At 72.4% G+C, this 22,924-nt stretch carries 22 protein-coding genes; 8 read left to right on the forward strand and 14 right to left on the reverse strand.

Annotation, left to right across the window (positions count from 1 at the left end):
• Window positions 1–101: 101 nt before the first annotated feature.
• Window positions 102–1,247 carry a M24 family metallopeptidase gene (locus IF19_RS0101260; protein WP_030114906.1) on the reverse strand — a complete coding sequence of 382 codons (1,146 nt, stop codon included), beginning with the start codon at window positions 1,245–1,247 and terminating at the stop codon, window positions 102–104.
• A gap of 316 nt (window positions 1,248–1,563) precedes the next feature.
• Complete coding sequence (locus IF19_RS0101265; RefSeq protein WP_030114905.1) at window positions 1,564–2,220, reverse strand: nucleoside/nucleotide kinase family protein; 657 nt, start codon at window positions 2,218–2,220, stop codon at window positions 1,564–1,566.
• 144 nt (window positions 2,221–2,364) lie between these two features.
• Between IF19_RS0101265 and IF19_RS0101270 the strand changes: the two genes are divergently transcribed.
• Together IF19_RS0101270 and IF19_RS0101275 are read left to right on the forward strand one after the other, a co-directional pair.
• Window positions 2,365–2,757: a VOC family protein gene (locus IF19_RS0101270; protein WP_030114904.1), complete on the forward strand. Its 393-nt coding sequence runs from the start codon at window positions 2,365–2,367 to the stop codon at window positions 2,755–2,757.
• Window positions 2,758–2,847: 90 nt separating this feature from the next.
• On the forward strand, window positions 2,848–4,110 hold the full coding sequence (locus tag IF19_RS0101275; protein ID WP_030276156.1) for a low temperature requirement protein A: 1,263 nt from the start codon (window positions 2,848–2,850) through the stop codon (window positions 4,108–4,110).
• 5 nt (window positions 4,111–4,115) lie between these two features.
• Here IF19_RS0101275 and IF19_RS0101280 read toward each other — a convergent pair whose 3' ends face one another.
• From IF19_RS0101280 to tdh, 3 genes are all read right to left on the reverse strand, one after another.
• Entirely contained in the window at window positions 4,116–5,042 is a 927-nt protein-coding gene (locus IF19_RS0101280; RefSeq protein ID WP_030276154.1) for a LysR family transcriptional regulator, read from the reverse strand.
• A gap of 89 nt (window positions 5,043–5,131) precedes the next feature.
• Window positions 5,132–6,334, reverse strand: a complete 1,203-nt coding sequence (locus IF19_RS0101285; protein ID WP_030114900.1) for a glycine C-acetyltransferase — start codon at window positions 6,332–6,334, stop codon at window positions 5,132–5,134.
• Between the two features lie 37 nt (window positions 6,335–6,371).
• Window positions 6,372–7,400, reverse strand: coding sequence for an L-threonine 3-dehydrogenase (tdh, locus tag IF19_RS0101290; protein ID WP_030114899.1), 1,029 nt, complete (start codon window positions 7,398–7,400; stop codon window positions 6,372–6,374).
• 599 nt (window positions 7,401–7,999) lie between these two features.
• On the opposite strand from tdh, the gene IF19_RS0101295 reads away from it, so the two are divergent.
• The gene (locus IF19_RS0101295; RefSeq protein WP_078580392.1) at window positions 8,000–10,546 is read left to right on the forward strand and encodes a GTPase-associated protein 1-related protein; all 2,547 of its coding nucleotides are present in this window, start codon (window positions 8,000–8,002) and stop codon (window positions 10,544–10,546) included.
• A 14-nt stretch (window positions 10,547–10,560) separates the two neighbouring features.
• On the opposite strand, the gene IF19_RS1000000135315 is transcribed toward IF19_RS0101295, so the two are convergent.
• Both IF19_RS1000000135315 and IF19_RS0101305 read right to left on the reverse strand, forming a co-directional pair.
• Complete coding sequence (locus IF19_RS1000000135315) at window positions 10,561–12,576, reverse strand: glycosyltransferase (RefSeq protein WP_050492630.1); 2,016 nt, start codon at window positions 12,574–12,576, stop codon at window positions 10,561–10,563.
• Between the two features lie 487 nt (window positions 12,577–13,063).
• Complete coding sequence (locus tag IF19_RS0101305) at window positions 13,064–13,639, reverse strand: YrhB domain-containing protein (RefSeq protein ID WP_030289824.1); 576 nt, start codon at window positions 13,637–13,639, stop codon at window positions 13,064–13,066.
• 319 nt (window positions 13,640–13,958) lie between these two features.
• Here IF19_RS0101305 and IF19_RS0101310 point away from each other — a divergent pair, with 319 nt between their 5' ends.
• Window positions 13,959–16,166 (forward strand): DUF6571 family protein, encoded by a 2,208-nt coding sequence (locus tag IF19_RS0101310; RefSeq protein ID WP_234315935.1) that lies wholly within the window; start codon window positions 13,959–13,961, stop codon window positions 16,164–16,166.
• Between the two features lie 13 nt (window positions 16,167–16,179).
• Window positions 16,180–16,728 carry a hypothetical protein gene (locus IF19_RS0101315; protein ID WP_128647553.1) on the forward strand — a complete coding sequence of 183 codons (549 nt, stop codon included), beginning with the start codon at window positions 16,180–16,182 and terminating at the stop codon, window positions 16,726–16,728.
• 60 nt (window positions 16,729–16,788) lie between these two features.
• Here the strand turns inward: IF19_RS0101315 and IF19_RS0101320 are convergent, their stop codons facing one another.
• The 3 genes from IF19_RS0101320 to IF19_RS0101330 form a co-directional block, all read right to left on the reverse strand.
• Window positions 16,789–17,766: a phosphotransferase family protein gene (locus IF19_RS0101320; protein WP_030114891.1), complete on the reverse strand. Its 978-nt coding sequence runs from the start codon at window positions 17,764–17,766 to the stop codon at window positions 16,789–16,791.
• 130 nt (window positions 17,767–17,896) lie between these two features.
• On the reverse strand, window positions 17,897–18,355 hold the full coding sequence (locus IF19_RS0101325) for a hypothetical protein (protein WP_128647552.1): 459 nt from the start codon (window positions 18,353–18,355) through the stop codon (window positions 17,897–17,899).
• Between the two features lie 326 nt (window positions 18,356–18,681).
• Entirely contained in the window at window positions 18,682–19,050 is a 369-nt protein-coding gene (locus tag IF19_RS0101330; protein WP_030114889.1) for a VOC family protein, read from the reverse strand.
• Window positions 19,051–19,121: 71 nt separating this feature from the next.
• Between IF19_RS0101330 and IF19_RS0101335 the strand changes: the two genes are divergently transcribed.
• Window positions 19,122–19,628 (forward strand): MarR family winged helix-turn-helix transcriptional regulator, encoded by a 507-nt coding sequence (locus IF19_RS0101335; protein ID WP_050493065.1) that lies wholly within the window; start codon window positions 19,122–19,124, stop codon window positions 19,626–19,628.
• 78 nt (window positions 19,629–19,706) lie between these two features.
• Here IF19_RS0101335 and IF19_RS0101340 read toward each other — a convergent pair whose 3' ends face one another.
• Complete coding sequence (locus IF19_RS0101340) at window positions 19,707–20,168, reverse strand: ATP-binding protein (protein WP_030114887.1); 462 nt, start codon at window positions 20,166–20,168, stop codon at window positions 19,707–19,709.
• A gap of 153 nt (window positions 20,169–20,321) precedes the next feature.
• Here IF19_RS0101340 and IF19_RS0101345 point away from each other — a divergent pair, with 153 nt between their 5' ends.
• Window positions 20,322–21,209 (forward strand): helix-turn-helix domain-containing protein, encoded by an 888-nt coding sequence (locus tag IF19_RS0101345; RefSeq protein ID WP_030114886.1) that lies wholly within the window; start codon window positions 20,322–20,324, stop codon window positions 21,207–21,209.
• Window positions 21,206–21,517, forward strand: a complete 312-nt coding sequence (locus IF19_RS0101350) for a DUF397 domain-containing protein (RefSeq protein ID WP_030114885.1) — start codon at window positions 21,206–21,208, stop codon at window positions 21,515–21,517. Before IF19_RS0101345 ends, IF19_RS0101350 begins: the two co-directional genes overlap by 4 nt.
• 27 nt (window positions 21,518–21,544) lie before the next feature.
• Here IF19_RS0101350 and IF19_RS0101355 read toward each other — a convergent pair whose 3' ends face one another.
• The 3 genes from IF19_RS0101355 to IF19_RS1000000137525 form a co-directional block, all read right to left on the reverse strand.
• On the reverse strand, window positions 21,545–22,120 hold the full coding sequence (locus IF19_RS0101355; RefSeq protein WP_030114884.1) for a maltokinase N-terminal cap-like domain-containing protein: 576 nt from the start codon (window positions 22,118–22,120) through the stop codon (window positions 21,545–21,547).
• Window positions 22,121–22,266: 146 nt separating this feature from the next.
• Window positions 22,267–22,632, reverse strand: coding sequence for a hypothetical protein (locus IF19_RS0101360; protein ID WP_128647551.1), 366 nt, complete (start codon window positions 22,630–22,632; stop codon window positions 22,267–22,269).
• A gap of 116 nt (window positions 22,633–22,748) precedes the next feature.
• Window positions 22,749–22,910, reverse strand: coding sequence for a hypothetical protein (locus tag IF19_RS1000000137525; protein WP_156095446.1), 162 nt, complete (start codon window positions 22,908–22,910; stop codon window positions 22,749–22,751).
• Window positions 22,911–22,924: the final 14 nt, after the last annotated feature.

Consider the following 22,924-nt stretch of genomic DNA (forward strand, 5'->3'; position numbering starts at 1 on the left):
GGTGGTACGGCCGGCGGCGGCCGTACGCGTACGGCTGCCGCGCCGGACGCGGCTGCCCCGGGTGCGCCCGGTCCTCCGCGGAGGACCGGGCGCACCGCGGTCTACTCCACGACGGCGAGTTCGCGGGCGGTGGTGTTGAGCCGCCGTCCGCCGTCCTCGGTGACGGCCACGATGTCCTCGATGCGGACGCCGAAGCGGCCCGGGAGGTAGATGCCCGGCTCCACCGAGAAGCACATGCCGGGGACGAGGGGCTGCTCCTCGCCCTCGATCATGTAGGGCGGCTCGTGGGTGGTCACGCCGATGCCGTGGCCGGTGCGGTGGATGAAGCGGTCGCCGTAGCCGAACTCGGTGATCACCGCGCGGGCGGCCCGGTCGATCTCCTGGCAGGAGACGCCGGGCCGGACGGCCGCGCAACCCGCCGCCTGGGCCTCGCGGACGATGTCGTGGACCCGCTGCTCCTCGGCGGTGGGCTCTCCGACGTGGACCGTACGGGAGGTGTCGGAGCCGTAGCCGTGCTTCAGTCCGCCGAAGTCGAGGACGACCATGTCGCCCCGCTCGATGGTGCGTTCACCGGCCTCGTGGTGCGGGTTGGCCCCGTTGGGGCCCGAGCCGACGACGGTGAAGTCCACCTGGGAGTGGCCGAACTCCCGCAGCAGCGCGGCGAGATCGGTGGCCACGTCGACCTCGCGGCGGCCGGAGAAGCGCACCTTGAGGATCTGCTCGTACGTGGCGTCGGCGGCGGCCCCGGCGGCGGTCAGACGTTCCAGCTCGGCGGCGTCCTTCACCGCGCGGAGCATCGGCAGGGCCTCGGTGAGCGCGGTGTACGAGGTGCCGGGCAACTCCCGCTGGAGGCCCAGCAGATGCATCGCCCAGGCGTTGTCGCTGACGCCGAACCGGCCCTCGGCCTTCAGCAGGGGCGCGGTCACCGTGTACGGGTCGGTGCCGTCGGTCCAGTCCCGCAGGGTGAGGGCGGGCGCGCCGGTCGCGGCGGCCGCGTCGGGGGCCTCCAGGGTCGGGACCACCAGCACCGGGTCGTGGCCGGCCCGCAGGACGAGGAGGGTGAGGCGTTCGGTGCTGACGGGGCGGTAGCCGGTGAGGTGGACGAGGTCGGGGCCGGGCGCGACGATCACCCCGGCGAGCCCGGCCTCGGCGGCGGACTCGGCGGCGCGTGCCATCCGGGCCCGGTAGTCGTCGGCGGTGAAGGGCGGCGGGGCGGGGTGCTCGGCGGACGGGCTGGGGCGGGACATCGGGGCCTCCTGACGGTACGACACGGCACACAGCATCCTGCCCGCCCGACGGAACGCACGCGACCGGCTTCCGGGCGCGCTGCGGGCCGGGCGCGGTCGCGGGATGCCTCGGGCTCGGCGTGGCCGCTGCCTGCCTCCCGTCGCGCTTCGGCCTCGGCGCGGTCGCGGCCCGCTTCGGGCTCGGCGCGGTCGCGACGCCCCCTCCAGGCGCGTCACTCGCCACAGCCGGCGATTCCCCTCCGGCTGCCGGCCCGCCCCGGACGCCGGTGCGGCACCGCCACCCGCCCGCCTCAGCCGTCCACCTGCCACGCCCGTCTCAGCCGGCGGCCGGTGTCAGCCGTACGACCAGGTCGGCCCGGTCGCGGCCGCGCTCCACCAACCGGGCGTTCGCCTCGTCGGAGCGGGCCACCCACTCCTCCGCCTCGCGCCGGGGCCTGCCGTGACGCACGTGCCGGTCGACAAGTCGACGAACCCGCGTCCCGGGGTCGAGCTCCAGGAACCACACCTCGTCGAGCAGCCCGCGCACCGGGGCCCAGGGGCCGTCGTCGAGCAGCAGGTAGTTGCCCTCGGTGATGACGAGGGGGACGTCCGGCGTCACTGGCAACGCGCCCGCCACCGGCTCCTCCAGGGACCGGTGGAAAGCCGGGGCGTAGACCGCGTGCACCGGGTCCGGGGCCCGCAGCCGCCGCAGCAGGGCCGCGTACCCGGCCGCGTCGAAGGTGTCGGGCGCGCCCTTGCGGTCGGCGCGGCCGAGGCGGTCCAGCTCGGCGGCGGCCAGGTGGAAGCCGTCCATCGGGACGACGGCGGCGCGCCCGTCCAGGGCCGCGGCCAGCCGTTCCGCCAGAGTGGACTTGCCGGCTCCGGGCGGGCCGGCGATCCCGAGGACGCGCCGCCGCCCGGTGTCCGCGAGCGCGCGGGCCCGGTCGGTCAGCGCGGCCAGGCCGGCGGTGCTCGTCGCGTCCACGGAGTCCATGCGGCGCATTGTGCCCGGTGGCCGAGGGCCGACGCGTCGGCATACGGCACCCATAGCGATAGTGTTACGTATAACCCAGGGGCGTGTCCGGCGGATCGGGACCGGACGGGCCCCACCGCTCCAGCACCCCCGGAGGACCCCACCATGTCCCACATCGCCCTGGTCACCCTGGTCGTCCGCGACTACGACGAGGCGATCGCGTTCTACCGCGACGCGCTCGGCTTCGACCTGGTGGAGGACACCGACCGGGGCGACGGCTCCCGCTGGGTCGTGGTGCGCCCGCGCGGGGCGGCGGACCGCACGGGGCTGCTGCTGGCCCGCGCCAAGGACGAGGCGCAGGGCGCGGCGGTGGGAGCGCAGACCGGCGGCCGGGTGGGCTTCTTCCTGCACACCGAGGACTTCGCGGCCGACCACGAGCGGATGCGCGCGGCCGGGGTGCGCTTCCTGGAGGAGCCGCGCCACGAGACGTACGGCTCGGTCGTGGTCTTCGAGGACCTGTACGGCAACCGGTGGGACCTCCTCCAGCCCGCCGCCTGACGCCGGGACGTACGTACGGGTTTCCCCGCGTGGTCGCCATTCGGCCCACAGCCGGGGCGCGTCCCGGCCGCGTCGGCGGACGATGGGCACATGGAGGACACGCAGAGCGCCGCGCCGGCCGAGCGGCACGCGGGCTGGAACGAGCTGTTCTTCGACCTCGTCGTCGTCGCCGGGGCAGGGCAGCTCGCCCATCTGCTCCACGACGGGCCCCACGTCGCCGACCTCGCCCTGTACACGGTCCTCTACCTGGCGTTCTGGACCACCTGGGCCGGGTTCGCCGTCTACGGGGACATCGCGGCGGCCGACACCCGGGTCCGTACGCTGCTGATCGCGATGTTCGGCATGGCCGTGATGGCCGCCTCCGTGCACGCCGTGCAGACCAGCCACGCCGTCGCCTTCGTCATCGCCTACGTCGCACTGCGGTGGCAGGCGGGCCGGGTCTGGCGGCGGGGCAGCATCGTGGTGGACTGGCCGCTGGCCCAGTTCGGGGCCGGGGCGGTGCCCTGGCTCGTCTCGCTCTTCGTGGAGACCCCGCTGCGGTACTGGCTCTGGGCGCTCGGCATCGCGCTGGACGTCGTCACCCTGCTGGTCTCCACCCGGGACCGCACCCTGCGCAAGGCCGGCGAGCGGGCCGCGCGCCGCCGCGAGGGCCGCCCTCCGCCGGGCCCCGCCCACTCCCCCGCACCCGAGCCGCCCCGGCTCAGCGAGTCGCGGATCGACACCGCGCACATGGGCGAACGGCTCGGGCTGTACGTGATCATCGTGCTGGGCGAGGGCGTCATCCAGATCATCGACGCCGCCTCGGAGCGCGAGCACTGGGACCGGCCGCTCGCCGCCACCGGCCTGGGGGCGTTCGCCCTGCTGGCCGCGGTCTGCACGCTGAGCCTGCTGTACGGCACCAACGGCATCCCCCGGCTGCGCGAGGGCACGCTCGCGCCGAGGCTGGCGATGCTGCTGCACGCGGTGATGACCGGCTTCCTGGTCGCGCTGGCCACCGCGCTGGGCTCGGCGGTCGCCCACGGGGACGACGTCCTGCCGAAGGGGCAGCACTGGCTGCTGTGCGGGGCGATGGCCGGGTACTTCGCCGCCGGTCTGGTCGCGGCGCTCCCGTCGGCCGGGCGGGCCGACCGCCTCGGGCTGCTGGGCCGGTCGCTCCCCTGCCTGGCCGTGTCGGTCGCCCTGGCCCCGCTCGGCGCAGGGCTGCCGGCCTGGACCACGATCTGGATCCTGGTGGCGCTGGTCTGCTGGCAGATCGCCTACGACCCCGAGCGTCCGAAAGCGGCCGGGACCGGCCGGCGGCGGTGGTTCCGGCGCGCTGCCGCTCCGGGTATCGCCGGGGCGGAGAAGGGCTGAGCGGGTCAGGCGCGGGCGGCCGGGTCGGCTTCCCGTACGGCCGCCGCCTCCAGCGCGTCCAGCACCGGCCGGATCAGCGGATGGCCCTCGGCCCCCTGGCGTACGGCGGCGAAGACCCGGCGGGTGGGGGCGCTGCCCTCGACCGGGCGCACGACCACCCCGGCCAGCTCCATCCCGCGCAGCGCGGAACGCGGCACCAGGGCCACCCCCGCGTCCGCCCCGGCCAGGGCCACGACCGCGCGGAAGTCGTCCGAGGAGTGCTCCATGCGCGGGACGAACCCGGCGAACTCGCAGGCCAGGACCGCCACGTCGTGGCAGGGGTTGCCCGGGTACGGCCCGATCCACGGGTCCTTCGCGAGGTCCGCCACCGCCACCTGGCCCTGGTCCGCCAGCCGGTGGCCCACCGGGAGCACCGCGTCGAACGGCTCCGAGTACAGGGGCACGCGGGTGAGGCGGCGGTCGTCCTCGGCGGGCGCGCCCCGGTACTCGACGGCCACCGCCACGTCGACCTGCCGGTCCAGCACCATCGGCACGCTCGCGTCGCCCTCCGCGTCCTGGACCTTGACGCGGATGCCGGGCGCGGTGCGGGCCAGCTCGGTGAGGGCGGGGGCGAGCACCAGGCCGATGCCGGTGGCGAACGCGGCGACCGTGACCGTGCCGGCGACGCCCGCGCTGTAGTCGGCCAGCTCCGCCTCGGCCCGCTCCAGCTGGGCCAGGACCAGGTTGGTGTGGCTGAGCAGGATCTCCCCGGCGGCGGTGAGCCGGGCCCCGCGCGCCCCGCGTTCGACGAGGCGGTGGCCGGTCTCCTGCTCCAGGGCGGCGAGCTGCTGGGAGACGGCGGAGGGCGTCAGGTACAACGCGGCGGCGGCCGCGGTCACCGTGCGGTGGTCGGCCACCGCACGGAGGATTCGCAGCCGCCGCGCATCGATCATGTACCCATTGTCCCAGGTCGCGCGGGACGTCCCGACCCGACCGACCCGCCCGCCGGGGCCTGCTCGGGTGAGCCGGCCGTGCCGCCGGGTCAGGCGGTCTCCGCCTCCAGCGCGGTCCGCGCGTCGACGAAGGCGTCCACGGCGCGGTTCACGTCGTCGGTGGAGTGCGCGGCCGAGAGCTGGACGCGGATGCGGGCCGCGCCCTGCGGGACGACGGGGTACGAGAACCCGATCACGTAGACGCCGCGCTCCAGGAGCAGCTCCGCCATCCGGCCCGCCCGGCCCGCGTCGCCGATCATGACGGGGGCGATGGCGTGGTCGCCGGGGAGGATGTCGAAGCCCTCCTCGGTCATCCGGGTGCGGAACAGCTCGGTGTTGGCGGCGAGCCGCTCGCGCAGGTCGCCGGCGGACTCCAGCAGGTCGATGACCTTGAGGGAGGCGGCGGCGATGACCGGGGCGAGGGTGTTGGAGAAGAGGTACGGGCGCGAGCGCTGGCGCAGCAGGGCCACGATCTCGGCGCGGGCCGCGACGTAGCCGCCGGAGGCTCCGCCGAGCGCCTTGCCGAGGGTGCCGGTGATGATGTCGACCCGGTCCATGACGCCGTGCAGCTCGGGGGTGCCGCGACCGCCGGGGCCGACGAAGCCGACGGCGTGCGAGTCGTCGACCATGACCATGGCGTCGTAGCGGTCGGCCAGGTCGCAGATCTCCCGGAGCGGGGCCACGTACCCGTCCATGGAGAACACGCCGTCGGTGACGATGAGGCGGCGGCGGGCCCCGGACGCCTCCTTGAGCTGCGTCTCCAGCTCGGCCATGTCGCGGTTGGCGTAGCGGTGGCGCTTGGCCTTGGAGAGCCGGATGCCGTCGATGATGGAGGCGTGGTTGAGGGCGTCGGAGATGACCGCGTCCTCGGGGCCGAGAAGGGTCTCGAAGACACCGCCGTTGGCGTCGAAGCAGGAGGAGTAGAGGATCGTGTCCTCCTGGCCGAGGAAGGCCGAGAGCCGCTGCTCCAGCTCCTTGTGGACCTCCTGGGTGCCGCAGATGAAGCGGACCGAGGCCATCCCGTAGCCCCAGCGGTCCAGCGCCTCGTGGGCGGCGGCGATCACCTCGGGGTGGTCGGCGAGGCCCAGGTAGTTGTTGGCGCAGAAGTTGAGGACCTCGCCGGGGCGGCCGCCGGAGGTGACCTCGACGGTCGCGGACTGCGGGGTGCCGATCACGCGCTCGGGCTTGTGCAGCCCGGCGGCGCGGATCTCGTCGAGGGTGATGCGCAGGTCGTCGCGTACGGAGTCGAACATGCGGGTTCCTTAGAGGGATGCGGTCGGGCGGGCGGTCTCAGGCGGTCCAGTCGAGGATGACCTTGCCGCCGAGGCCGCTCGCGGCGTCGTCGAAGGCCGCCTCGAAGTCGCGGAAGCCGTAGCGGCCGGTGATCACGGGGGCCAGGTCGAGGCCGCCCTCCAGCAGGACGGACATGGCGTACCAGGTCTCGAACATCTCACGGCCGTAGATCCCCTTGACGGTGATCATCGACGTGACGATGCGGGCCCAGTCGACGGCGAACTCCTCGGCGGGCAGGCCGAGCATGGCGATCCGGCCGCCGTGCGTCATGTTCGCGACCATCTCGCGCATCGCCTCGGGGCGGCCGGACATCTCCAGGCCGATGTCGAAGCCCTCGCGCAGACCCAGCTTCTGCTGGCCCTCGGCGATGGTGTGCTGCGCGACGTTCAGGGCGAGGCTGACGCCGACCGTGCGGGCGAGGTCGAGGCGGGCCTCGCTGACGTCGGTGATGACGACGTTGCGGGCCCCGGCGTGCTTGGCGACGGCGGCGGCCATGATGCCGATCGGTCCCGCGCCGGTGATCAGGACGTCCTCGCCGACGAGCGGGAAGGAGAGCGCGGTGTGCACGGCGTTGCCGAACGGGTCGAAGATCGCGGCGATGTCGAGGTCGACGGGGACCCGGTGCACCCACACGTTGGAGGCGGGCAGGGCCACGTACTCCGCGAACGCGCCGTCCCGCCCGACGCCGAGGCCGACGGTGGAGCGGCAGAGGTGGCGGCGGCCGGCGAGGCAGTTGCGGCACTTGCCGCAGACGAGGTGGCCCTCACCGCTGACCAGGTCGCCGACCGCGATGTCGGAGACGTCGGAGCCGATCGCGGCGACCTCGCCGACGAACTCGTGGCCGAGGACCAGCGGGGTGGTGACCGCCTGCTGGGCCCAGCCGTCGTAGGCGCGGATGTGCAGGTCGGTGCCGCAGATGCCGGTGCGCAGGACCTTGATCAGGACGTCGGTGGGGCCGTACTCCGGCTCCGGGACGTCCATCAGCCACAGTCCGGGCTCGGCCTTCTGCTTGACGAGTGCCTTCACGGCTGTGGCTCCCTGACGTCGGTACGCGGGTGGGTGCCCCGGGCCTCGGGGCGGTCGACAGCCCTGCGGCCCGGGGTGGTCTTCGGTGGTCCGCCCCCCGGGGCGGGGGCGCGGCGGGCCGGGGCGGAGCACGCGACGCGCGAGCGCACGTCGTCGTACGCACGGCACGGCCGCACGGCATACGGACGGCGTACGGGGCACGCGCCGCAAGGCTCCACGCGCCATCCTCGGCCGTCACGGAGAAATCTGCCGCACGACGGGGCCCGGGTCCATCGAGGATTTCTTAAGCGCGGCCGCAGAAGATCTTCACACCTGGCCGTGGCCTCACGGACCGCTGCCGCCGGGCGGCCTCTCCGTACCGCCGGACGGCCACTCCGTACCGCCGGACGGGAGCGTCGCCGGGCCGAGCCCCGTGTCGGGGCCTCGCCTCGCCGGCACCGGCGTCCCGGCCCCCACAGCTCGGGCCAACGCCTGACGCAGCGTAGGAAGTTCTTTCCCGCCCTTGATAACGTCGCCCCCGCGGCTGCGGACTCCTCCCCGACCCAGCCGTACGGGGTGGGCACGGGGACCGGGCGCGGCAGGACGAAGAGGGCCGACAGATGAGCCTTGCACAGATGCACTACGCCTCCGCCGCGCCGGGGGACCAGGAAGCGGAGGGCCGGTTCACGGCGGTCGGGCCCGGGGTCTCCGGGGCGCTGCTGGCCGAGATCGAGCCCCTGCTGCGCCACGGCCTTCCCGAGGGCGTGGCCGAACGCCCGACGGATGGTGAACTCCGTTCTCTGCCACAGCCGTTCACCTATGCCGTGCTGGCCGACGGCGGCCGGCTGGTGGCGCGTTCGGCGGCGGTGCGGGAGACGGGCGGCGGGCCGGGGGTGCGGTTCCACGCCCACGCGGTGCACGTGCCGCCGGGCGTGCCCCTGCCGGACGACCGGATGGCGGTGGAGGCGTGGCGGTCGCCGCACTGGGTGGCGGCGACGCCGGGCGGGCCGGTACCGGATCCGCTGTCGCTGCCGCCGGGTCCGGCGGCGGTCTCCGAGGGCCTGGACGACTTCGCGGTGTCGCGCGGCCCCTGGCTCGCGGCGGTCCTGGCGGATCTGCGCCGGGCGAGCGGCGTGGAGCCCGCCGGGGGCGGTCCGGTGGTGCTGGTGGAGCGGCAGTGCGCGGACGTGGCGCGCTGGCTGGGCCTGGCCTCCGCGACCTTGCCGCGGGCGTACGCGGAGCGGCTGACGTTCACCACGTACACGCGCCGGCCCGGGAGTTCGACGCTGCGGGTGGTGGGTGTGCGGCCCGAGGACGCGGAGGCGGCCCGGAGCGCGGGTCTGCGGGTCCACCTGTGTGCGGGGCCGTCTCCGGCGGTCGGTGGTGCGGGGGATGTGTGGGCGGTGACGGCGGCGCGGGTCTGGCGCAGCAGGTCTCCCGAACTGTTCGACGTGGCAAGCGAGTTGCCGGGTGAGCCGTTCGCCGCGGGCCCGCTGGCCGTGACGGCGCTGTGTGCGGGGATCGCGCTCGGCCCCGACGAGCGGTCCGCAGCCGCCGGTTGGGCCGCCGACCGCCCGTACGCGCTGGACGCACCGCGCACGGGCCGGCTGGTGGAGGCCCTGACCTCCCCCGCCGTCGACGACCGTACGGGCGCGGAATTCGACGCGGTCGGGCGGCTGTTCGGCGCGCTGGAGGGCCGCTGTCCGGCGTCGGTGTCCGCTCCGCTGGCCGCGATGCTGGTGACGGAGGCGGTCCGGGGCGGCAACGGATCGGTGGAACTCCCCCACCGGGACGCGTTCACGGGCCCGGAGGGGGCGGCGGTCGCCGAGCGGCTCGGTCCGGAGATCCTGAACGAGCTGCGCGGCGGAGCGGCGGGCACGCACCCGGTGGCGCGGACGGTGCAACTCCTGCGCGTGGCACGGCTGCTGGGCGTGGACACCGCCGAGCTGCTGCCGGAGGTCGTGGCGCGCCTGGCGTCCGCGCTGCCCGCCGAGACGGTCGGATGCGGCGAGCCGGTGGACGGGAGCGGGCGGGAAGGTCCCTCGGGCGGGGCCGGGGCGGACCCGGGCGGGCCGCCGGACTTCGCCCCGGCGCTGCTGGAGCTGCTGGACGAGCAGTTCGAGGTGCGGACGGCGTTGCTCGGCGCGCTGGACCGGCTCGCGCCGGACGATCCCGGGGCGGTGGCGCGGTTCCTGGAGCGGGTGGCGCTGCCGTTCACCGGCACGCAGGCGTTGCCGCATCTGCGGATGTGCGCCGAGGCGCCCGGGGCGATGGCGGCGCAGGGCGGCGACCGGGCGGCCGTCTGGCGCCGGGTGCTGCGGTCGGCGGGCCTCTCCCCGTTCGCCGAGCCGCTGGTGCTGCGTACGGCGGTCGGCCTGGTGTGGGAGGACCGGGCCCCCTCGGTGGAGGAGGCCCGGATGCTGCTGGAGGCGGCGACGTCGGACGCGCACCGCGCGGCCGGCACGTGGGCGCGCCTGGTCGACGCGGCGCTGGGCGCCTCCGCGGCGGAGCCGTCCGCCGCCGGATCGCACGCGGACGGCCCGGCCGCCGCGGGCGCCGACGAGGGGGCCGCCCTCGCCCATGACCTGCTGCGCGGGTTCCCCGAGGAGATCGGCGGCCGGGAGCGTGCGGGCCTCCTGCTGCTGGACCTGGCGCGCGAGCTGCGTACGGGCGCGCCGGACCCCGGCTGGACGGAGACGGTACGCGCCCTGTGCGCCCGGGCGGAACCCGTCGGACCGGCGCTCCGGGAACGGGCCCACACCGCCCTGGTGGAACGGCTGCTGGCCCCGGACCGCCCGGGGGCCGAGCTGTACGCCTTCGTCCACGCCGACGACGCCGAGCTGGTCGCCGCGTACGACCGGGCGGCCCGTACGGAGACCGTACGGGCCCGGCTGCGCACGCAGCCCGCCTACGCGGCGGACTGCTTCACCGTCTGGACGGCGCACCCGCACGCGGGCACGGCCTGGCCCCCGGTGGCCGCGGCGCTGCTCGCCGAGGTCCTGCGCCCGGCTGTCCGCGCCATGTCGGCCGAGGAGGTCGCGGAGGTCGAGGCGACGGTGGGCCGCACCGGCAGCAGCGGCCGGGCCGGCGCCTTCCGCGCCTGGAACCGCTCCAGCGCCCTGGGCCGGCTGGGCCGCCGGATCGCGGGGCGGGTGCGCCGGGGGTGATCAGGCGGAGGCGCTCAGGCGCTCCTGAGCGCCCGGAGCCGCTTGACCCCGGCCTTCACGAGCGCCACGCGGCCGACCCGCAGGACGAGATTGCCGCGCTTGGCCGGCACGACGTACCAGGGCAGCCCTCGGCGGTACCAGCGCGTGCTCTTGAGGCCCGGCTGGACCGCGACGGGCTTGGACCAGCCCTCGTCGCGCTGGGACGGCAGCCACATCGACACGGCCCAGGTGCCCGAGGCGAGCCCCTGCACCGGAACGTTCGCCGTGAAGCCCTGGTCGCCCTGCGGGGTGACGGGAAGCGTGACGGCCTTGCCGCCGTCGCTCTGCAGCCGCACGCTCAGCGCGGAGACGGGCCCCGCGGCCAGCTTCCAGCTGCCGGAGACTTCGAGCTGCGAGGGGATCGACGACGACCAGCGGACGCTGTCGACGTGCAGCTTGTCGGCGACCTTGTGCATCTTCTCGCCGATGTCGAGGGTCAGGTTGCTGTACGGGTTCGTGTAGTACAGGGCCGCGGCGAAGTTCTCCTCGCCGTCGGTGACGACGTACGTCTGCGGTGCGGACTGCACCGAGGGGAGCCGCCGGTGGCCGAACCTGATCTCCTTGACCACGTCCTCGATCCGGACAGCGACAAGGACGTCCCACAGCCCCTTGGGGAGCCGGCTGCCGTCGACGGCGTTCGCCAGGTCGATCTCGGCCGAGAAACCGGCTGCGGGGTAGCGGTACTTCCCGCCATCCTCCTTGCCCGCGCCGAGCTCGGGGGTCGCCAGGACCGTGGTCGGGAAGCGGTGCTCCACCTTGCTGCCGCGCTCACGCAGCACCAGCTCGGTGGCGGCCGCGTCCTGTGAGACCCGTCGCACATAGGCGTGCCCGGTGATCTTCAGGACGCTGCCGTCCACGGTGACCGAATCCAGTTGGTGCCGGTCCTGGAGGGCCGTCGTGACGTCGTAGATCTCGTCGGGGATGCCTCGGTCGGCGTCCCGGAAGAACGGCAGCCGGGTGTAGGCGCGGTCGCCCTCGACGAGGACATCGGGCTGGACGCCGGTCGAGCGGTGCTCGCGGTCGACCTTCTCCAGCTCGATCGTCTCCTGCAGCATCCCGCGCTGAATGAGCTCGCACCGCAGCCGCGTGACGGCGTTGACCTGGGCTTTCAACGAGTCGGGGTAGGAGCGCTCCAGCAGGGCGGCCAGCTGCTGGTAGTTCTTCTTCTGCAGCTCCGGGTCGGACTCCCTGGCCAGGTGGATCAAGGCGTGGAACATGTCGATCGACAGATGCCGGTTCATCAGCCCGTCGCGGTCGGGGCCGGCCGGCACCTGCTTCTCGACCATGTCGACCATCAGCTCCAGCACGCGGATCCGGGTGTCGGCGCCCCGCGTGGTGGTGGTGATGTTGCCGCCGTCGTCGCGCTTGACGATGAAGAGGCAGTCGTAGTCGGCGACGACGGAGATACCGTCGGCCTTGAGGTAGAGCATGCCGGTGAAGAGCTGGTCCTCACAGGTCTTGTAGCCGAGCGGGAAGCGCAGCTCGTGCTTCTCGATCAGCTCTCGCCGGATCAGCTTCAACGGGTTGAGCGCCCAGTAGACCCGCGAGTTGAAGACGTCGGTACGCGGCTGGTTGCGCCGGAACATCGAGGCGGGGGCGCCTCGGCCGTTGACGCCGACCATCTTGCCGAGCACCACGTCGGTGTTGTTCTTCTCCGCCATGGCGAGCATGCGCTCGAGAGCCTCTGCACCGAGGTAGTCGTCGGCGTCGAGAAAGAAGACGAACTTGCCGCGAGCGTTGTCCAGCCCCTTGTTGCGGGGGGCGGAGGGGCCGCCGGAATTCTCCTGGTGGAACACCTGGAAAAGGCCGGGGTACTGCGCGGCGAACCGCTCCAGCTCGTCGCCGGTACCGTCGGTGGACCCGTCGTTGACGGTGATGATCTCCAGACGATCGCGTCCGATGGTCTGCTCGACCACGGAAGTCAGCGTCTTCGTCAGATACGGCATGGCGTTGTAGGCGCCGATGATCACGGAGATGTCAGGCGTGGTCAAGGTCGAGTCCGTTCCGGATGCAGCCCGAGCGCCGGACGCCGCACGCGGCGCAGCCCCGGCAGACTCGATGCGCTATTCAGGTATACAGATAAGGTCAAGTTCATCCTACAAACGACCACAGCCGTGAACGCGCAGTGAACGTCACGGTGTGGAAACAGTATACGGAGCGAAGGGTTACGGATTCCGGCGCCGGGAAGGTCTCCCCGAACGTCCGCGTTTCCCCGGCCGGGAGCAAGGACCGACCCGACGGCAAGCCGTCCCACGGCACATGAGGCCCAGGCGAACGCTTGCGTGGGTGCGGTCCGGGGCGGCTCCGGACCGGCTCCCGGGTTCCGTATCCGCCCCGCGTCGGTGCGCACAGTGTGTCCGGGCTCACCGGAGCGGATCGGGCCGCCGCCCCTGAGCCGATGGCGACAGCGGCCCGGCGACAGCGCCGAGGCGCCTCCGCCGCCGACGCACCCCGCGTCCACGCTCCGCAGCGCGCCCCTCACGCCCGGTCGCCCGGGACCTCCGTGCCGCTCAGCACGGTCCGCACCGCGTACACCGGGTTCAGGGGCTCCACGAGTTCCCCGGTGGCGACGGCCACCAGGCGGGCGGGCGCCTCGCCCTCCAGCAACGCGCTGACGTAGGCGAGGGCGTCGGCGGGCGAGAGCACGGGCAATCTCCGACGCAGGGTCCGCACCGCGTGCAGGCGACCGCGCGCCGATGCGAGGTCACGGAGCGCGTCGTGCAGATCGTCCACGGCGGTGCGGACCGGCAACCCCCTCACACGGCCCCGGTAGTCGTCCTCCCACGCCCCCGTCGCCGACGAGACGACGCCGATCGTGTGCAGCCCTCCGTCGATCCGGTCGACCAGGTACGGGCCGTTGCCCGCGAGCATGAACCTCGGGTCCCCGGTGCGCGCGAACGCCTCGGACGTCCAGTGGACGATCCACACCAGCTCGTGCTCCTCCACCTCCGCCACGGCCATGCGGAGCGCCGCCTCGTCCACGGCACGCCACCGCCGGTAGTCACGCTCCAGTTGCTCCTCGACGGCCCTGACGGCGAACTCTCGACCGACCATGCCCGCAGCCTTCCGCACCGTGCCGGCCCCGTCCAGCACGCCTCCGCCTCCGCCGGGCGGCCGTCCGCATCACGGGCGACGCAGGTCCGGGCCCCGTGAGCGACCGGCGCGATCCCCTCAACCTCGCCGGAATGCCTGTCCAGAAATCGCACATGCATACGTTGCACTGCATCGCCCGGGATAGGTTGACGCTCCGCAGGCTCGGCCCTGCCGCGCCGCCGCCAGCCGTTCTCCGGGGGGATCGAGCATGCTGACATTCGACGATGTGATGAACGCACCCGTCAGCAGGCTGAGAAATGCGGCCGACGACTGGGACACCATGGCGGCACGGCTCGAAAAACTCGCCGAGGAAGCCCGGACCGGCATGAAGGCGAAAGCGGAGAAGGCCCGGTGGGAGGGGGTCAACGCCGGGGTCACCAAAGAGTTCATCGGGAAGACGGCTTCCGAATTCCACGATGCCGCGACCCAGGCTCGGGGCATCGCGTCACTGCTGGCGGACGCCTGCACGTCGTTCACTTCCGCCAAGAGGCAACTGGCGGTGATGCAGGGCGAGGAAGGCCCGGCAGCCGGGGTGGTGATCAACGCGAGGGGCAAGGTGCTGCCACGCCACGACCTGCGCGACGACCGTACCGCCCGACGGGATCCGGCCTTTCCGGAGGCGCTGCGGCAGCAGGAGGAGGCGGTCGCCGCCTGGCAGCGAAGGGTCGATCGGGTGGTCGAGGACTGCCACGACGCCGACGAGTCGTTGAAGCGCGCGCTCGAAGCGAATATGAAGAGCGAGCACGACTTCACCAAGCCCGCCTACAAGACCCTCGACGCGGAACAGGCCGGTCACGCAGCGGAGTTGCTGCGAACGGTCACCGGCGCCGGCGGCACGGCGCGCAACGTCGAAGCACTGCGCGAACTCGAAGACATCATCGACGACAACCGGGGTGACCCGGAGTTCGCCACCGCTTTCTACCGCAGGCTGGGCGCGGAGGGAACGCTGGAGGCGTTCGCGCGGATGTCCCTGGACTCCACGTCCCTGGGCCCGGCGGGGGCGGACCGGGTGGGCCTGGTCCGCGACATCCAGAGCGACATGGGGGCACTGCTCGGCCTGGCCACCACCCCATCGGTGCCGAACCACCTGGACGCCGCCTGGACCGACCGACTGCTGAAGGCGGGGCGCCAGGAGATCGACGTCTCCGGGTTCGCGGGGGTCGGCACGAAGGTGTACGGCTACCAGGCCCTCGGGGCCCTGTTGAGGGAGGGCACGTACGACCAGCGGTTCCTGACGTCGGTCGGCCGGGACCTGATCGCCATGGACAAGAAGGATCCCGAGATCTGGTCCCGGAACCTGCCGTACAACCAGGACATGGCGTTCAACCTCGGCGCGGAGGGCGGCAGGGGCTTCAACCCGCTCACCGGTCTCATGGACGCGATGAGCAGGCACCCGGCGGCAGCGGCGGAGTTCTTCAACGAGAGCCTGAGGTCGGACACCAACAACGACGGCATCGTCACCATGCTGGACCTGGAGACCAGCGGCAAGGACGCGCAGAGTGTGGTCGACTACATGCTCGACAAGAAGCCCGCGGACGACTGGTACGACGCGACGGCCGACAGCGGCACCACGCTCGGCCAGAAGGCCATGGGCAATGCCTTGGAGGCGGCGGTCACGGGCCGCGTGCCGGGCGACGACGACGCACCGCCGGTACGCCACTCCAAGGACATGAGCGGTGTCATGGAGAAGGTCGTCGAGAAGATCGGCACGAACCCGGAACTGATCTCGGCCAAGGCCGGGGACCCGCCCGGCCCGCTGAGCGCCCTGGCCCCGCAGTTCGGCGACATGGCGGCGGAGTACATGCCGGACTTGCAGGCGACCGCCGAGAACGCCGCGGGCCAGATCAAGCCGTTCGGCGAGCCGGCCCAGTTCGAGAAGCACCTGATGACCCGCTTCCTCGGCTCGGTCGGCCAGGACCCGGACGCCTACGGCGCGATCACCCACGCGCAGCAGGCCTACACGACGGGGCTGGTGGGCGACGCCCTCCGTCACCCCGAGCGCCACGCGGACATGGGAGAGGCGATTCGTAACGCCGTCCATCCGGGCGGGGAAATCGCGGGGATGATGTCCGAGGCGAGGGCTCACGCGGTCATCGACCTCAAGACACATGAAAACAGCGAGTACAACGAAGGCGTCGAGAACAATGCGAAGTGGACGAATCGAATCATTGATCTCGTAGGGGCCAAGTATCTCGAGCTGCTCCCCGTAGGCGGGGATGTCGTCACGTGGATCCAGGAGGACATCACCACGACGGCAGTGGCGAAGTCGAGCAGGGACAGCACGGAGGAAGCCGCATTGGCGTCCGGGAGAGACTACACAAGCGCTGAAGAGGCGGCCAGGGACGCAGCAGCGAAGGCTGTTTCCGCCGGCGGAAAAGCCGCCGGCCTGACACCCGCCGAGTACGAGGTTTACCAGGGGTCTGCTTCCGCATCGACCGCAGGCGCGCACTCCGTCGGACGCGACCTGGCGCAAGCCAACCGCCCCTGAAGGAGCATCAAACATGCACTCGATCAGTAGAGTCGCGACTGCCGTCGCCCTTTCTGCCGCTCTGACGGTAACCGCAACTGGCTGTTCGCAGGAGGAGAAGAAGGCAGCACCAAAACTTCCTGCAGACTTCTGCTGGAACGCATTCTCCGCAGAGGACGTGCAGCCCCTGCTTCCGGTCGGCGACAACCTGAGGGAGGACTCCGACCCCTTCCGTTTCTCAGAGGGAAAATGGTTTGCGAGCTGCCTTCTGTACATTGACGGGAATGACGGATTCCACGCCTGGGCGAAGATGGAGGACGACGAAACTTTCGCCGAGCGAGAACTCTACGAAACAGCCGACCCCGACCCGATCCCCCTCGGCAGAAAAGGCCTCGTCTGGAATACGGGCGCGACCACCCACATCGCCTGCCGCCCCACCGAAAGCGCTGATCTGTTTCCCGGAAAGTATCTTCGACTCAGCGTCGAGTTGCGCGGCACCAAGGGACAGAACGAGCGGAAAACCCTCCCCGGCCTCCTGAAGCAGTTCACCGCCTTCGCCGAGAAGCACCTCACATGCGCATGACTCGATGAACGCACGCCACAGGCGGCAGCAGGAACGCCCGAGCGCGACGAGGCCGCAGGGTTATCCGAGCAGGGGTGCCAGGTAGCCCCCGTCGGCGTCGAGCAGGGCCGTGAGCAGGCGGCTCGGGCGCCAGTCCTCGGCCCGTTCGTCCGGGCTGTCCTGGGCGAGCCAGATGTCGAGGTCGCGGAGTTGGTCGAGGATCGCGGCACCGTGGATGAGCGCGGGACCGTGAACCGGATGCATGTGGCGCGCGGCGATCTCCAGCGCGGCCGCGCCCGCCTCCGAGTCCACGCGTCGGCCGTCGTCGGACACGCGGGCCTCGCACACCAGGCGGCACAGGTCGATCTCGATCGGGCCGAGCACGGCGAACTCGAAGTCCAGCACGGCGGTCACCTCTCCGTCCCACAACGCGTTCATCAGGGCGAGGTCGCCGTGGTTGACGCACTGCTCGACGAGGGGCGCAGCCCGGAAGTAGCCCTCGACGACCGCGTGGAGCCGCGACTGCCGGGGGCCGGACAGCCCGAGCGCGGCGGCGGTCCGGTCTGCGGCTGCGGCTGCGTCGCCGAGCGCGGCCGGGATGAAGCCCCCGTGTGCCGCGACGTACGTCCTGAGGGACGGGCTCGCGTCGTGCGCGAGGTGGACGCGGGCCCACAGTCGGCGAATCGCGTGCCGCTGTTCCGCAGCCGTCAGCGTCGGCCATGCCTCGTGCAGGTTCTGGCCGCGGACTTCCCTGGTCACGATCCAGCCGTGTCCTTCGGTGGTTCCCTCCCCGAGGATCTCCGGGTGTCCGATCCCCCGTGGCAGAGCACGTACGAGCGCGGCTTCACGGGCCATGCCCACGGGAGTGTGCGCGACTCGCACCGCGATGCCGTCACCGACCCATGTCGCGTTCGAGTACCCGTTCGCCCGCCGCATCCGCGCGAGGTCGCCGCCGAAGCGGGCGGCCACCTCGGCGGCCATGCCGCGGACCCGGGCCGCCTCGGACGGGTCACGGTGCTGGTCGAGCGGATGCGTGTCCGCGCTGGGCTCAGGCGTCATGGGAGGCATTGTCCACGAGCGGGTGGCACCGCCCCCGCGAAGGGCCCGGGGCGGGGTCTGCGGCAGGCGAGGGGCGGCACCGTCGAACCCACCCGGTGGCGTCGAGGCCGGACCGGTACTGAGCGACACGTCACCGCGGCACCCGGTAGTAGGTGACCGGTGGCAGGGTCAGCGCGAACACCGTGCCGTACCGGCTGCGGACGCCCTGCACACCTCCCTCGGGCGAGGGCTCGCACAGAAGACGCAGGCGATGGTCGTACGGAGACTCAGCGGGTTCGGGAAGAGGGGCGGCGGGCCGGTCCCAGGTCAAGGCGTGTCCGGCCCGGGACAGTTCACCGGAGTCGTGCGGGCGGTCGGAGCCGACGAGTTCACGTGTGAAGGGGATGCCGGACAAGGCGCGCTCCCCCGCGTCGAGGATCCGTGAGAGCGTTTCGGCCGATGGCAGCGGTGAACTGAAGTACGCCGTGACAAGCATCCGGCAGGACACCCTGCAGTCGGCCCTGTGCAGGGTGAACAGGCCGGATCCCGCCACCCCGGGCGCGTAGCGGTCCTCGATGACCAGGAGGCGCGGCTCCAGCGGCGTACTCACGGCGTACGTGGCCACGATGGCGCGGAGCCTGGCCTCCGCGTCTCGCGCGGCCCGGCGGGCCGGGGCGGCGGAAGCAAGGCGGCACGCTCGGCGACGGCCGGTCGAGCCGAAAGCCGTCCACACGCGGGCCACACCGGCGAATACGACCAACAAGGGCCGCTCCACCGCTCCCAGCAGACGAGGCTGCACCAGGGCCCACATCCGGCGGGCCGTTCTCGGGCGTCTCGGATCATCCATGCGTACGAGCGTCCGCCCCGCACCAGCCGCCCGCCATCCGCGCGGCTACTCACCCGCCGCAACCCGGCTCCAGTCCCCGCCCGGGACCGTCAGGCGCGGTCGTGGAGCGTGACGTGGTAGCCGTCGGGGTCGGCGAAGGTGAACGTCCGGCCGAAGGGTCCGTCGATCGGGGCCGCGACGATGGTGTGGCCGTCGGCGGCGAGCGCGTCGTGGATCGCCTGGACGTCCGTCGCGTGGAACCAGAGCGCGACGCCGATCCCGGGCTGGGGCACGGAGGCGAGGTCCGTGCCGGGGATGACCTCGCGGAGGGCGAACGCGATCGGCTTCGTCTCGAAGACGACCGCGTGCGGGGGCCCGGCCGGCGAACGGACGAGGCCGAGGTACTGCTCGTAGAACGCCTGCGAGGCGTCGAGGTCGCGCGCCTGGAGCGAAATGAAGTCGGGACCGGTGGCGGGCATGGCGATGCTCCTTGCTCTCCGTGGTTCGTGTCAGCTATCTGACACGAACCACGGTATGTCAGACTCCTGACATGAGTCAAAAGCGCTCCGGCATCGAACTCGACACCTCCCTGGGCTACCTCCTCAAGGAGGCGTCGACCGCCCTGCGCCTGGCCATGGAGGAGGTGCTGCGCCCCCTCGGGATGACCGTGACCCACTACTCCTGCCTCGAACTGCTGGCCCAGCGCCCCGGCATGTCGAACTCCGAGCTGGCGCGGGGAGCGTTCGTGACCCGGCAGTCGATGAACGTGCTCCTTCAGGCCCTGGAGCGGGACGGCCACGTGACCAGGCCCGCCGAGGCGGCGGTGGGCAAGGTGCTCCCCGCCCGGCTCACACCCCGGGGCCGGGAGAGCCTCAGAGAGGCGTCGGCGGCGGTCCGGGCCGTCGAGAGCCGCATGCTGGGGGGCATGAGCGACGGCGAGCAGGCGGAGGCGTTCCGGCTGCTCCAGGGCATGATCCGGTCCCTGCGCGACGACAGCGACGGAGGCCACGGGAGCGACGGGAGCGACCAGAGCCACGGGAGCGACCGGAAGGGCTAGACGACGCGGCCGCCTTCACCGCGCCCCACACGTACCGGCTCCCGCACCACCGGAGCCACTGGACGACGGCCCGAACTCTTAGCCGGGCAGGTCCAGTTCCGCACGGACCGTCTTGCCCGGGTTGCGGTCCAAGATCTCCCAGCGGTCCGCCAGGGCCTCCACGATCAGCAGCCCGCGACCACTGTCGGCGCCGTCGTCCGGAGCCGCGACCGCACCGGGGCCCGGCGGCCGGCGCTCGCCCCGGGCGTCGGACACCTCGATCCGCAGAAGGCGGGGCGCTTCCGGCCCGCCGGGCATGTACGAGAGCCGCAGGGCGAAGTCGCGGCCGGGGACGCGGCCGTGGGTCACCGCGTTGGCCGCCAGCTCCCCGATGATCAGCGCCGCCGACTCCGAGGCGTCACTGAGATACGGAACGCCCCACGCGTGCAGCTTGTGCAGGCCGACGCGGCGAGCGAGCCGGGCGCCCTGCGGAGTCGCCGGGTAGTGGTGATTGAACACACGTACGGTTACGGGGTATTGAGGCTGCGCGAGTGCTTCCATGCCCCCAATTTCCGGGCTTTCGGCCCCCTCCACCAGGTCAGGAACTCGTACGCTGAGTCAGCGTACGAGCGCGAAGGGTGGACGGTACGGATCACGGTCCGTAAGCATGGGCGGGTTGCTCACCGGCACCAGGACACGGGGAGGTGGCCGTCCATGACGCACGGCACCGACGGCATCGGCACCATCGGGCAGGGGGCCTCGAAAGGCAGTGGCGCACGCGGACGCGCCGCCTCGGAACCCGAATCGCAGTACAGCCTCAAGGTGTTCGGGGAGGTGGTCAAGGCCTTCCGCAAGCGGGCCCGGCTGACGCAGGAGGAGTTCGCGCCGCTCGTGCGGTACTCGGTGGAGACCATCGCCTCCATCGAGCAGGGCCGCCGCTTCCCTCCCCCTGACTTCGTGGAGCGCGCGGAAGCGGTACTCGACGCGTTCGGCGTGATCGAGGCCGCGGCGAAACACCTGACGCGCAAGAGGGGGCTCGCGAGTTGGTTCCAGCAGTGGGCGCAACTGGAGCTGTCGGCGCTGAGCCTGCACACGTACGAGTGCCGGATGATTCCGGGACTGCTGCAGACGCCCGCGTACGCACGGACGCTGTTCACCGACCAACTGCCGCCGCTCACCGACGAGCAGATCGAGGTCCAGTTGGCGGCTCGGCAGGAGCGCCAGCAACTCCTGCGGAACCGGCCGAACACCGCCTTCAGCTTCATCCTCGAAGAGCACCTGTTCCTGCGGAACCTGGGCGGCGACGAGGTGACCAGCGAACAGCTCGACCACCTCCTCGAACTGTCCGAGCTGCGTAACGTCACGATCCAGATCATGGATGTGGTACGCCCTCACCACTCCGGGCTGGGCGGCCCCATGCAGTTGCTGGAGACTCCGCAACACCAGTGGTTCGGCTACCTGGAGGGGCAGAAGTACGGCCAGCTCGTCACCGACCCCAAAGCGATCAGCACGTACCAGATGCGGTGTGCCAGTATGCGTTCACAGGCTCGTACAGCGGAGGACTCCAGGAGCCTGATGCAGCGGATGCGAGGAGCAACATGAGCACCACACCCCTGGCCTGGTTCAAGAGCAGCTACAGCAGTGGATCCGGCGACTCCTGCGTAGAGGTCGCGCTGGAGTGGCGTAAATCGAGCTACAGCAGTGGTGACGGCGACTCCTGCGTAGAGGTCGCCATGGACTGGCACAAGTCGAGCCACAGCGGCAGCTCCGGGGACGACTGCGTCGAGGTCGCCGCCTGCCCCTCGACCATCCACGTCCGGGACTCCAAGCTCGACGAGAGCCCTCAGCTCGCCCTCGCCCCGGCGTCCTGGACCAGCTTCCTCGGGTACGCGGTCCAGGGCCGGGACTGACTGAGGCTGCGGGCAAGTCGCCTACGGCTACGACGCGACGGCCGCGAAGACGCCCCGCGCGGCCGTTCCGTCCGGCCAGGCCCACCCGGCGACCAGGTGCGCCTCCGGGCGCTCCTCGGCCTCGGCCGACGTGAGGACCCGGTTGATCCGGACGTCGAACCCGCCGTCGGGGCCGGTCCCCCGTACCGTCACGGACGGATCGGGGGTGTCGCTCTCACGCTGGTGCTGCGGTTCCGCCTGTCCGCGCAGCAGCGCGCCCAACTGGGCCTGCACCACCGGGTCGTGGGTGCCGTCGTAGATCCAGCGGGTGCCGAGCACCCCGTGCTCGGAGGTGCCGAGCAGCGCCCCGTCGGGCGCGCCCTCCAGCGCCGCGCCGCGATAGCTCAGCGGCACCAGGTACGCCACCGGCTCCTCGGCCGCGCTGTCCACCACGACCATGAACTCGATGCCGACCTCGCCCTCGGGGTCGTCCAGGCGGAACCCGCCGGCGTTCGTCAGATCGGGTGTCGCCGGGCCGCCCGCGTACCACTTCTGCTGCGGCAGCCAATCGGTGATCAACTCCAGTTTGCCGGGCGACAGGGTGGTGCGGTGCACAGTGGCCACGGAAGCTCCCTCATCGGTCGATCTGCGATCGGTCCGCCCCGCCCTCCCCGGCCGGTCGGGCTCAGCGGGACGGGACGCTGTCCGAACCTACCGCGACCGGCCCGGATGCGCGGCGGCGGTGTCGTCGCCGGATCCGTCCGCCCGCCTCAGTTCGCGGAGTCGACCAGGACGCCGAGCCCCGCCACCAGACCGGCGTAGGCGAGCACCAGCACCAGGGCGCCGAGCATGAGCAGCCAGCCGGTGAGGAGGGCCAGCAGCGCCAGGCCCCGGTCCCGGCCGCCCAGCTTCTTGCCCCGGCGGCGGCCCGCGTGTCCGGCCGGGACGGCGACGAGGCCGCAGAGGAAGAGGGCGGCCGTGTAGAAGCCGCCGTACATCAGCCAGAACATCGGCGTCAGCACGATGGCGGCGATGAGGCCGACCCCCAGGGCCGCCGACCAGGCGGCGACCCGGGCCGGAGTGTTGCGCGCCCGGTTCCCCGGCACTGCCGCCGCCTGCTGAACGTTCCATGCCATGACCGGCCTCCCCCTGTCGATGTCGATCTGCGGATCTGTCGATATATACGGATCGACGGAGCTCGCTTCCCGGCCCCGCGTCAGCACCTCCGGGCGCCCGGACCGGTCCGGTGATCCTACGAGCCGCCCTGCGGCCGTCGCACGGTCCGGTGCCGCCGGTGGTACGACCAGGTCACCACCGCGAGGAGCGGTCCCCGGAGCAGAAGCGGGGCGTAGGCGGCGGGCAGCCCCTCGCGGTCGGGCGCGCTCAGGGCGGCCCGGTACCGTAAGAGGGACACCGGTACGACTCGTG

This window comes from Streptomyces californicus, assembly GCF_000717645.1.
In the GTDB taxonomy this organism is placed as follows: Bacteria; Actinomycetota; Actinomycetes; order Streptomycetales; family Streptomycetaceae; genus Streptomyces; species Streptomyces californicus.